This is a genomic window from Ciceribacter azotifigens, from assembly GCF_048159625.1.
GTDB classification, from domain to species: Bacteria; Pseudomonadota; Alphaproteobacteria; order Rhizobiales; family Rhizobiaceae; genus Allorhizobium; species Allorhizobium azotifigens.
The window spans coordinates 330,800-341,902 of sequence record NZ_JBLQTA010000002.1 but is presented as its reverse complement, the minus strand read 5'-3'; the positions used below and the strand labels follow the sequence as shown (position 1 = coordinate 341,902).

Annotated in this window: 9 protein-coding genes; 4 read left to right on the top strand and 5 right to left on the bottom strand. The window is 63.6% G+C overall.

Features of this window, described 5'->3' with window-relative positions; all coding sequences use genetic code 11:
* Positions 1 to 380: 380 nt before the first annotated feature.
* Both clpX and clpP read right to left on the bottom strand, forming a co-directional pair.
* Positions 381 to 1,658 (bottom strand): ATP-dependent Clp protease ATP-binding subunit ClpX, encoded by a 1,278-nt coding sequence (gene clpX / locus ACM6UT_RS04605; RefSeq protein ID WP_112687108.1) that lies wholly within the window; start codon positions 1,656 to 1,658, stop codon positions 381 to 383.
* Between the two features lie 301 nt (positions 1,659 to 1,959).
* Positions 1,960 to 2,592 (bottom strand): ATP-dependent Clp endopeptidase proteolytic subunit ClpP, encoded by a 633-nt coding sequence (gene clpP / locus ACM6UT_RS04600; RefSeq protein ID WP_416796188.1) that lies wholly within the window; start codon positions 2,590 to 2,592, stop codon positions 1,960 to 1,962.
* A 488-nt stretch (positions 2,593 to 3,080) separates the two neighbouring features.
* Between clpP and ACM6UT_RS04595 the strand changes: the two genes are divergently transcribed.
* The 3 genes from ACM6UT_RS04595 (at position 3,081) to ACM6UT_RS04585 (ending at position 7,573) form a co-directional block, all read left to right on the top strand.
* On the top strand, positions 3,081 to 4,343 hold the full coding sequence (locus tag ACM6UT_RS04595; RefSeq protein WP_416796187.1) for a GGDEF domain-containing protein: 1,263 nt from the start codon (positions 3,081 to 3,083) through the stop codon (positions 4,341 to 4,343).
* Positions 4,344 to 4,512: 169 nt separating this feature from the next.
* The gene (gene ggt / locus ACM6UT_RS04590; protein ID WP_416796186.1) at positions 4,513 to 6,270 is read left to right on the top strand and encodes a gamma-glutamyltransferase; all 1,758 of its coding nucleotides are present in this window, start codon (positions 4,513 to 4,515) and stop codon (positions 6,268 to 6,270) included.
* Positions 6,271 to 6,325: 55 nt separating this feature from the next.
* Positions 6,326 to 7,573 (top strand): cytochrome P450, encoded by a 1,248-nt coding sequence (locus ACM6UT_RS04585; protein ID WP_416796185.1) that lies wholly within the window; start codon positions 6,326 to 6,328, stop codon positions 7,571 to 7,573.
* Here the strand turns inward: ACM6UT_RS04585 and ACM6UT_RS04580 are convergent.
* Positions 7,521 to 8,564 carry a helix-turn-helix transcriptional regulator gene (locus tag ACM6UT_RS04580; RefSeq protein WP_416796184.1) on the bottom strand — a complete coding sequence of 348 codons (1,044 nt, stop codon included), beginning with the start codon at positions 8,562 to 8,564 and terminating at the stop codon, positions 7,521 to 7,523. The two genes, ACM6UT_RS04585 and ACM6UT_RS04580, sit on opposite strands and share 53 nt — an antisense overlap.
* A gap of 107 nt (positions 8,565 to 8,671) precedes the next feature.
* Here ACM6UT_RS04580 and ACM6UT_RS04575 point away from each other — a divergent pair, with 107 nt between their 5' ends.
* Positions 8,672 to 9,334 (top strand): glutathione S-transferase family protein, encoded by a 663-nt coding sequence (locus tag ACM6UT_RS04575; RefSeq protein WP_416796183.1) that lies wholly within the window; start codon positions 8,672 to 8,674, stop codon positions 9,332 to 9,334.
* A gap of 40 nt (positions 9,335 to 9,374) precedes the next feature.
* Here ACM6UT_RS04575 and ACM6UT_RS04570 read toward each other — a convergent pair whose 3' ends face one another.
* Together ACM6UT_RS04570 and ACM6UT_RS04565 are read right to left on the bottom strand one after the other, a co-directional pair.
* Entirely contained in the window at positions 9,375 to 9,719 is a 345-nt protein-coding gene (locus tag ACM6UT_RS04570) for a cupin domain-containing protein (protein WP_416796182.1), read from the bottom strand.
* Between the two features lie 52 nt (positions 9,720 to 9,771).
* Positions 9,772 to 11,055: an O-acetylhomoserine aminocarboxypropyltransferase gene (locus ACM6UT_RS04565; RefSeq protein ID WP_416796181.1), complete on the bottom strand. Its 1,284-nt coding sequence runs from the start codon at positions 11,053 to 11,055 to the stop codon at positions 9,772 to 9,774.
* Positions 11,056 to 11,103: the final 48 nt, after the last annotated feature.

The window sequence follows — 11,103 nt, the reverse complement described above, 5'->3', positions numbered from 1 at the left end:
CATTCCTTTTTGCTCTTCCAACAAGTGGATAGGCGCGAGCATGAATTCAAGCCTGCTTAAACACCCACCGTCGGGTTTGTGACGGAAGCGTTACAAATAGAAAGTCATCCCCCGAGTAACGCCCGGAGCTAGTCCGAGGCTGAAGCCGGCGCGGATGCCGCATGTGCCGGGGATGTGCGATACCGGATTCGGGGCCGGGCACGCCACTCTGGCACATGCGTTTGCCCGTGTTTTCTAGCTGATGTCCGGCGCAGGCGAAACCTGCCGCGAGCGCAATGGACGGCGTTCTGTGGCACTTTTTCGTCCGATTCCACGAAAAACGAAGAGGCCCGCACGAATGCGGGCCTCCCCGGAAAACTCTCGGTTGCAGATCGGGTGCCTTATGCCGAGGCGTTGGCCTTTTCTTCCTGGCGGTCGGCATAGATGTAGAGCGGCCGGGAGGTGCCGCGGACGACATCCTCCGAGATGACGACCTCGCGGACGCCTTCCAGTTCCGGCAGTTCGAACATCGTGTCGAGCAGGATCTTTTCCATGATCGAGCGCAGGCCGCGGGCGCCGGTCTTGCGGACGATCGCCTTCTTGGCGATCTCGCGAAGGGCGTCCTCGTGGAAGTTCAGTTCCACATCCTCCATTTCGAAGAGGCGCTGGTACTGCTTGACGAGCGCATTCTTCGGCTCCGACAGGATCTGGATCAGCGCATCCTCGTCGAGGTCCTCGAGCGTCGCCAGCACCGGCAGACGGCCGATGAATTCGGGGATGAGACCGAACTTCACCAGATCCTCGGGCTCGAGATCGCGCAGCACCTCGCCGACGCGGCGATCTTCCGGAGAAGACACCGTCGCGCCGAAGCCGATCGAGGTCTTCTCGCCGCGGGCGGAGATGATCTTGTCGAGACCGGCGAAGGCGCCGCCGCAGATGAACAGGATGTTCGTCGTGTCGACCTGCAGGAATTCCTGCTGGGGATGCTTGCGGCCACCCTGCGGGGGCACGGAAGCGACCGTGCCTTCCATGATCTTCAGAAGCGCCTGCTGAACGCCTTCGCCCGAGACGTCGCGGGTGATCGACGGGTTGTCGGACTTGCGCGAAATCTTGTCGACTTCGTCGATGTAGACGATGCCGCGCTGGGCGCGCTCGACATTGTAGTCGGCGGCCTGCAGGAGCTTCAGGATGATGTTCTCGACGTCCTCGCCGACATAGCCGGCTTCGGTCAGCGTCGTGGCATCCGCCATGGTGAACGGCACGTCGATGATGCGCGCGAGCGTCTGGGCAAGATAGGTCTTGCCGCAGCCGGTCGGGCCGACGAGCAGAATGTTCGATTTCGCGAGCTCGACGTCGCCGCCCTTGGAGGCGTGCGCCAGGCGCTTGTAATGGTTGTGCACGGCGACCGAGAGGATCTTCTTCGCCTGCTGCTGCCCGATGACGTATTCATCGAGAATCTTGATGATGTCCTGAGGCGTCGGGACGCCGTCGCGGGACTTCACCATCGAGCTCTTGTTCTCCTCGCGGATGATGTCCATGCACAACTCGACGCATTCATCGCAGATGAACACCGTAGGTCCGGCAATTAGCTTCCGGACTTCGTGCTGGCTCTTGCCGCAGAACGAACAATAGAGGGTATTCTTGGAGTCACCGCCGTTGCTTCCGCTGACCTTGCTCATGTCTCTTTCCTTCCAGCACGCCGCGCCGCCCTCGAAACGGAACACGGACCACTTACACCGCCCCAACCACAAAACGCCGCAATCGGCTGGAGCCAGTTCGATTTGGGGGTACTAACCGGTAGACGCACTATGCGCCTCTTGTCCGGCGGCAACGAAAACCCCTTCAAATCGCAAGGCTATGTCACAAAACTTCAACACAGCCTTAATCTCTACTATTAGCGCGTTCCCCGGGAGATTAAACCCCCTCCTTCGTTCACAAGGGGGTCAACGGTCGATCCCGAGCCGCGCGGACGAGCGGCCCTCAGGCCGCCGGCGCTCCTTCGATTTCCTGGCGGGAGGTCAGGATCTTGTCGACGATCCCCCAGTCCTTCGCCTCGCTCGCCTCCATGAAATGGTCCCGGTCGAGCGTTTGTTCAACCTCGTCATAGGTGCGGCCGGTGTGCTTCTCATAGATTTCGTTCAGACGGCGCTTCATCTTGATGATGTCGCGGGCATGCCGCTCGATGTCGGACGCCTGCCCCTGGAAGCCGCCGGAGGGCTGATGCACCATGATCCGGGAATAGGGCGTGCTAAAGCGCATGCCCTTCTCGCCGGCGGCCAGCAGCAGCGACCCCATAGAGGCCGCCTGACCGATGCAGAGCGTCGACACAGCCGGACGGATGAACTGCATGGTGTCGTAGATTGCGAGGCCCGCGGTGACGACACCACCCGGAGAGTTGATGTAGAGCGCGATTTCCTTCTTCGGGTTTTCCGCTTCCAGGAACAGCAGCTGCGCGCAGACGAGCGACGCCATCTGGTCTTCGACGGGACCGGTCAGAAAGATGATCCGCTCCTTCAGCAGGCGCGAGAAAATGTCGTAGGACCGCTCCCCACGGTTGGTCTGCTCGACAACCATCGGCACCAGAGCCATGGCGGTATCAACTGGATTTGTCATGTCCGTCCTTCTTCGCACTGTCTTCCCGGACACGGAAGCCGCAGCGGGAATCATGTATTGTCGTGTCAATCCCTACATAGAGTGTCCAAGCCCCGGACTTCAAGACGTGCGACGCCGATATCCTTAACCGCCACGGGGCGACCGCCGGGGCACCGGAAGGGCCGACAATCCCCGTTTAGGACCGCGTGGCATTCTCCGTTCGCAGCCGGAACAGAGCGCCGCCAGCGGTGCGTCCGGCCTTGTTACACCCGATCGGCGCAGCCTCGCCCGACGGGAGCCGCGGCATCCCTCTCGCCGCCGGAGACGGTGTGCGCCCCGATCGTCCTGCACAGGAACGGCGTTCTATGGTGAACGACCAGTAAAAGTCGCCGCACACCTCGGGAAACCCGGTTGCAGAGCAAAAACAGGCGGCTACTGGTAGCAACTGTTTAACGAGTATTGATCACCTTGCTTGGAATATTCTTCCATCGTCACCAAGGCTCACGGCTGTGCTCGACGTCAGAACGGGGTTTCTCCTCTGGACCATACAGGCCGCCTCCCTGGGCGCGCTTCTCATCGCCGTGTGGCTGCACAGATTGAAGGACAGGCACTTCCTGCTGTTCGGGCTGGGGTTGATCTCCCATGCGTCCGGACTGGCGCTGGTCGGTGCGCGCGGGATGATCCCGGATTTTCTTTCCATCCAGATCGCCAATGCCGTCACCCTCACCGCCTTCGCCTTCTTCGTCGGAGCACTCAGAAGGTTCGACGGCAAGACCACGCCGCCCTGGGCCGCTCTTCCACCCCTTCTCTGGGTCGCGGGAAACCTCTTTCCGTTCATCCGTGACGATTTCTCCAATCGGGCCATGCTCTACAGCGCCAGCGCGGCACTCGGTTTCAGCCTGATGAGCATTGTCATCGCGCGCGGCGGCACAAGCTCGCTGCGCTACCGCTATATCCTGAGCGGTGTCTGGGCGATCCACGTCGTCAGCAACCTCCTTTTCGCAGCGCGCACCTGGCGGCAGGACCCGCAGGGCTTCCAGGACGTCGGCGTCAACGGCTTCGTCGTCATCGTCGGAATTACCGGATTCATCACTGCAATCGTGATCCTCGCCAAGCTGCTGATCGACCGTTCGGAAGAGCGCCTGAAGGAACTGGTCCGGACAGACCCGCTCACCGGCGTCTACAATCGCCGCGGTCTTCTGGAGGTCTACGAGCGGCTGCGTTCGATTCCCGTCCGCGAGCGACCGGTGCTTGCGGTCATCGTCTTCGATCTCGACCACTTCAAGCAGATCAACGACACCCACGGCCATCAGGCGGGCGATGCGGTCCTCGTCGAATTCGCCCGCAGGGTCACCGGCCTGATCCCCGAAGGCGGCGTGTTCGGTCGCAGCGGCGGCGAGGAATTCGCAGCCATCGTGCGCGTGGGCGAACCGCGTCACGCCGCCCTCGTCGGCGAAACGATCCGCCAGTCGCTCGCTGCCACGCCCGTCGCCGCGGCGTCCGCCGAAATAGAGGTGACGACGAGCATCGGCATTGCAACCATGCCGGCCGGCAGCGCCGATCTCGACCGGTTGCTGAGCGGTGCCGACCGCGCGCTCTACGTTGCCAAGGACCGGGGCCGCAACCGTTGCGCGGTCTGGACCGGGGACAAAATCCTTTCGGTGCATACCGATACGGCCGATCTCATCGGCGACCAGACGGATCGACAGGTGGCGGCCCTGCGCATTCTTGCGAAGGCGGCATCTGACGAGCACGACGTGCTCGGTTCCTGAACCTGGCCGCCGGCATTCCGCAGGGTACGCAGCAACACGGCCCGCGCCTTGCGCATCAAAGATGCTCTCGGTGCGAGCCAAGCCCTTGCCTGCAGCATGGAGCGACCTACAATCCTCACGTGCAAACAGAAGCGAACCCGGTCAGGATGATCGGGAGAACGGAGTGGTCATGCGGAAATTTCTTCTCAACAGCGCCTTCGTTTCCCTCCTCGTCCTGCCGGTCAGCGGCTTCGCCCAGCAGGCGTCCGATGCCATGGCGCCGGAACGCGCGACGGGGTTTGCCGCCGCGGCCCGCACGGAGGCAAAAAGTTTCATGGTCGCCGCCGCCAATCCTCTCGCCGCGGAGGCGGGACGCGCCGTCCTCTCGAAGGGCGGCAATGCGATCGACGCGATGGTCGCCGTCCAGACCGTGCTCGGCCTCGTCGAACCGCAGAGCTCCGGCCTCGGCGGCGGCGCCTTCCTCGTCTATTACGGTGCCGCTTCGGGCAAGCTGACGACCTTCGACGGGCGCGAGACCGCGCCCATGGAGGCGACACCGAAGCTCTTCCTCGATGCCGAGGGGCAGCCGTTGAAATTCATGGATGCCGTGGTCGGCGGACGCTCCGTCGGCACGCCGGGCACCGTGAAACTCCTGTCCGAGGTGCACAAGCGCTACGGCAAGACGGAATGGGCGCAATTGTTCGAACCCGCTGAAAAGCTCGCCACCGACGGCTTTGCCGTTTCGCCCCGTCTCGCCTCGCTGATTGCGGCGGAAGGCGACCGGCTCAAGAAGTATGACGGCGCACGCAACTACTTCTACGATCCCTCCGGCGCGCCGCTGAAAGAAGGCACGATTCTGAAGAACCCGGCCTATGCGGAGACCCTGAAGGCGATCGCGGAGGGCGGTGCCGACGCGTTCTACAAGGGACCGATCGCCGAAGCGATCGTCAAGACCGTGCGCGAGGCCGTCGACAATCCCGGCGTCCTTTCATCTGCAGATTTTGCTAATTACCGAATTATCGAACGGCAACCGATCTGCGTGACCTACCGGGCGCTCGACGTCTGCGGGATGGGGCCGCCCTCCTCCGGCGCCGTCGCCGTCGGGCAGATCCTTGGAATGGTCGAGAATTTCGATCTCAAGGCGCTCGGCCCGGACAGTGTCGAGAGCTGGCGCATCATCGGCGACGCGCAGCGCCTCGCCTTCGCCGATCGCGAGCGCTATCTCGCCGACATCGATTTCGTCCCCTCGCCGATCAAGGGCCTCGTCAGCAAGGACTATCTCGGCCAGCGCGCAAGCCTTCTCGACGGAGACAGGGCACTCGCCCCCGACGCGGTGACGGCCGGGGAACCGGAATGGGATCATGCCCTGCTCTTCGGCCGGGGCGAAGCGATCGAACTCCCCTCGACCAGCCACTTCGTCATCGTCGACAAGGACGGCAACGTCGTCTCGATGACCACGACGATCGAAAGCGGCTTCGGCTCGCGGCTGATGACCAACGGCTTCCTGCTCAACAACGAACTCACCGACTTCTCCTTCAAGACCCATGACGGCAGCCTGCCGGTCGCCAACCGCGTCGAGCCGGGCAAGCGCCCGCGCTCCTCCATGTCTCCGACGATCGTTCTCAAGGACGGGAAACCCTTGCTGGCGATCGGATCGCCCGGCGGCAGCCAGATCATCGGCTATGTCGCGCAGGCACTGATCGCCTATGTCGATTGGGGCATGCCGGTCGAGAAGATCGTCGCACAGCCTCACTTCATAAACCGCTTCGGCCCCTACGAGATCGAGGCGGGGACGGCGGCAGAACAGATGGCGGAGCCGCTGAAGGCGCTCGGATACGAGACCAAGGCGAGTGAGATGACATCCGGCCTCCACGCGATCGAGATCACTGCGGAAGGGCTCGCCGGCAGCGCCGATCCGCGGCGGGAGGGTGTCGCTGTCGGAGAGTAACGGAGAAGGCTTCCGCGGCCTTTCGGACCACGGCGGATTGCGCTAGGCATCGGGCATGTCCAGTCTCTCGTCCTTCCTCCGCATCGATCCCGAAACCCGCCGCGTCTTCCTCGACGCCCGCGATCCCGCCTTCTACAGCGATCCGAACAGGGTCTATGCGGCTTTGCATGCCGCATGCCCGACCTTCTACTGGGAGGAACAGCGGCAGTGGTTCTGCACCGGCTATGACACGGTGAACGCACTGCTTCGGGACCGGCGTTTCGGCCGGCAGATCCTTCATATCGCGACCCGCGAGGAGCTCGGCATGCCTGAGCCGCTCGCCCATACCCGGCATTTCGATGCCGCCGAGGCGCATTCGCTGCTCGAGATCGAGCCGCCGGAGCACACGCGGCTCCGGACGCTCGTCAACCGGGCCTTCGTCTCCCGTCACATCGAGAAGATGACCCCGGAGATCGAGGCGCTCGCGAACCGGCTGATCGACGGTTTCGAAAAGGACGGCAGGACCGAGCTTCTTTCCTCCTTCGCCGACATCATTCCGGTGACGATGATCGCCCGCATGATCGGCATTCCCGAGGAGATGGGGCCGCAGCTCCTGAAGTGGAGCCACGACTATGTCGGCATGTACATGTTCAAGCGCAGCCGCGCCGACGAGGAGGCAGCGGACCGTTCTGCGCGCGAGTTTGCCGATTACGTCCGCTCGATGATCGCCGCACGGCGGGCGGAACCCCAGGACGACCTCCTGAGCCACATGATCCACACGGAGCACAAGGGGCAATTCCTCACGGAGGACGAGCTCGTCTCGACGACGATCGTGCTGCTCAATGCCGGGCACGAGGCGACAGTACATCAGATCGGCAATTCCGTGCGGGTAATCCTGGAGAGCGGCATCGAGCCCACAACGCTCTTCTGCGATCCGAAGACCACGGAACGGACGGTCGAGGAAACGCTGCGCATCTGTGCGCCGGTCCACATCTTCCAGCGCTATTGCCTGGAGCCGGCAGAGGTTGACGGTGTCAGCTTCAAGCGCGGTGACAAGGTGAGCCTGATCCTCGCTGCCGCCAATCTCGACCCGGCCAAGTTCACCGATCCGCTGACCTTCAGGCCCGACCGCGACGAGGGCGTGAATCTTTCCTTCGGCGCCGGCATCCATTTCTGCATCGGCGCGCCGCTCGCGCGCCTCGAACTCAATCTCGTGCTGCCGATCCTGTTCCGGCGCCTGCCCGGCTTGCGGCTCGCCTGCCGGCCGACGGTCAAGGACGTCTACCACTTCCACGGTCTGGAACGGCTCGATCTCGAATGGTAGCGCCGGGCGAAGGTCCTCCGCCCGCATCCTGTCGGTAGCGCTCGGCAAGACGATCCATCGTCTCGCGCATTGCCTCGCGCAGCATCTCGGGCGCCAACACCTCAGCCTCTGCGCCGAGCCGCAGGAATTCCGAGATCGCGTGTTGCGCCTGACCACAGGGCAGCGTGACGATCCACCGGTCTTCATCGCGTTCGTCCTTCTCTACCTCCATGCGAGCTCGGACATAGGAGGGAGAAATGTGCTCGAGGAGCCGCAGACCCCATCTGGAGACGCGCAGGGTCGCCGTATTCGGATGCAGTTCCGCCTCCAGCCTCAAAGTATTCTCCGCCCAGTAGCCGGCAAGGTCGAAATCCTCCGGACGCTCGAACCTCTCCTTGGTGACGAGCAGGTCGAGAATGCGGGAGATGCGATAGGTCCGCACGTCGCCGTCTACCCGCGCCGCCATGTACCAGGCACCACCCTTCAGAACGACGCCGAGCGGCTCGGCCTCACGGTTCTTCTCTGCCTTCCAGCTGCGATAGCGCATGCGGACGAGCCTGCAATTCCAGACCGCGTCGGCGATGGCCTGCAGATGTGCCGGACGCTCGCTCTCCCCGAACCAGGTCGGCGCATCGAGATGGAACCGGCCTTGCATGCGCGCCGCGCTCTGGCGAAGATCCTCCGGCAGCGCCGCCGTCAGCTTCTTCTGGGCGCCAGCCATGAGCGAGCCAAGGCCGAGATCGGCGGCAGCGCCCGGCACGCCGGACAGGAACATCGCCTCCGCCTCCCCCGGTGAAAGGCCGTTCAGGCGTACCCGGTAGCCGTCGAGCAGGCGATAACCGCCCTCCGAGCCTCGCTCGCTGTAGACGGGAACGCCAGAGAGCGACAGCGCATCGATATCCCGGTAGATCGTGCGGACGGAAACGCCGTTCTCCGCCGCGAGAGTCTCGGCAGTCACCAGGCCCTTCGCCTGCAGGGTGGTGAGGATGTTGATCAGCCGCACGGCACGCATCGCAAAAATCTCCCTTGCGGCGATTATCCTAAACCAACATGACAAAAACTGACAGGTATGGTGCGCCACACTGCCGTCATTGCTTCAAACAGTGAAGGAGAAAGCATATGACCAAGCGCGCACCGATCACCCTCTTCTACGCACCGCAGACCCGCGCCACCGGCGCGCGCGTGCTTCTCGAAGAGCTCGGCGTCCCCTATGAACTGCACGTTCTCAACATGAAGGCTGGCGAACAGCGGCAGCCCGACTATCTCGCGATCAATCCGATGGGCAAGGTTCCGGCCATCCTGCACAACGGGACGCTCGTCACCGAACAGGCGGCGGTCTACCTCTACCTCGCCGATCTCTTCGCGGATAAGGGCCTCGCGCCCGCCATCGACGACCCGGACCGCGGGACCTATCTCCGCTGGATGGTGTTTTACGGCAACTGCTTTGAGCCGGCCGTAATCGACCGCTACCTGCAGCGCGAACCGGGAAGCCAGAACGAAACACCGTACAGCAGCTACGACGAGATGCTGGACGCGCTGGAGGACGCACTGAAGGCAGGCCCCTATCTCCTCGGAGATCGCATGACCGCCGTCGACCTGCTCTGGGGCATGGCGCTTCACTGGACGACGACGTTCGGGCTGGTGTCGGATCGACCGGTCTTCCGTCGCTACATCGACCTGATGACCGCGCGTGACGCCTACCGGCGGGTTACGGCAGAGGATGCGGTACTTGCGGCCGAACACCAGGCGGAAGCCGAGCGCAAGACCGGCGCAGCGGCGTGAAATCCGGCCGGCCCGGCAACGATCGGGCCGGTCCCTCCACTCAGAGACGGATCACGTAGTCCTTGCGAGTCGTTTCAACGACTTCCCACGTGCCCCTGAAACCCGGTCTCAGGATCATCCTGTCGCCGGCCTTGAGATGGGTCGGCTCGCCGCCGTCTTCCGTGACGATCGAATGCCCTTCGAGGACGTGAAAATACTCCCACTCGTCATAGAGGATGCGCCACTTGCCCGGCGTCGATTGCCAGACGCCGGCGTAGACGCCACCCTCCGCCTCCTCGAGGTTCCAGGTGAGGAAATGCGGATCGCCCGAAATCAGCCGGTCGGGGGCGGGCGCCCCCTCCTCCGGCTCGACGGCGGATATGTCGAATGCGAGCATATGGCTCATGAATCATCACCCTGCGCCGTGCCCCCCCGGGCGCGGCGTTTCTTGCTGCCTGTCAGACCTTGGCGAGCGACTGCTCGAGGTCGGCGATGATGTCGGCCGCGTCCTCGATGCCGATCGAGAGCCGCACCACGTCAGGGCCGGCGCCGGCGGCAATCTGCTGTGCCTCGGTGAGCTGGGCATGGGTCGTGGACGCCGGATGGATGACGAGCGAACGGGTGTCGCCGATGTTGGCGAGGTGGGAGAAGAGCTGCAGCCCTTCGACCAGCGCCTTGCCGGCGGCATAGCCGCCCTTCACGCCAAAGGTGAAGACCGCGCCCGCACCCTTCGGCGAATAGCGCTGCTGGAGCGCATGGTTCGGGTCGCTGTCGAGGCCGGCATAGTTCACCCACGCGACCTTCGGATGCTGCTTCAGCCAGGTTGCGACCTTCAGTGCGTTGTCGCAGTGACGTTGCATGCGCAGCGGCAAGGTTTCTATCCCGGTCAGGATAAGGAAGGCATTCATCGGCGCGATCGCCGGGCCGAGGTCGCGCAGGCCGAGCACACGGCAAGCGATGGCGAAGGCGAAATTGCCGAAGGCCTGGTGCAGAACCACACCACCATATTCCGTGCGCGGTGCCGAGAGGGCCGGATAATTGCCGGACTTCGACCAGTCGAACGTGCCGCCGTCGACGATGATGCCGCCCATGGAATTGCCGTGCCCGCCGAGGAATTTGGTCGCCGAGTGGACGACGATGTCGGCACCGTGCTCCAGCGGCCGCAGGAGATACGGCGTCGCCATGGTGTTGTCGACGATCAGCGGCAGGCCGTGCTTGCGGGCGACTGCGGCGATTGCGGCGATGTCGACGAAGGTGCCGCCGGGATTGGCGAGGCTCTCGATGAAAATCGCCCGCGTGCGATCGTCGATCTCCGCCTCGAAGCTTTCCGGCTCGGCCGGATCGGCCCAGCGGACCTGCCAGCCGAAGCTCTTGAAGGCATGGCCGAACTGGTTGATCGAGCCGCCGTAGAGCTTCCTCGCCGCAACGAAGTTGTCACCCGGCTGCATGATCGTGTGGAAGACGAGCATCTGCGCGGCGTGGCCCGACGCGACCGCGAGGGCGGCGGTACCGCCTTCGAGAGCAGCCACCCGTTCTTCAAGCACCGCCTGGGTGGGGTTCATGATGCGGGTGTAGATATTGCCGAACTGCTTCAGCCCGAAGAGCGCTGCCGCATGGTCCGCGTCGTTGAAGACGTAGGCCGTCGTCTGGTAGATGGGGGTGATCCGGGCGCCGGTCGCAGGATCCGGTTGCGCTCCCGCATGCACCGCCAAAGTCGAAAATCCCGGGTTTCTGTCGGGCATTCAAGCCTCCCTTTTCTGGAATTCAGTCCGTCTCAACGGCTGCCGGCG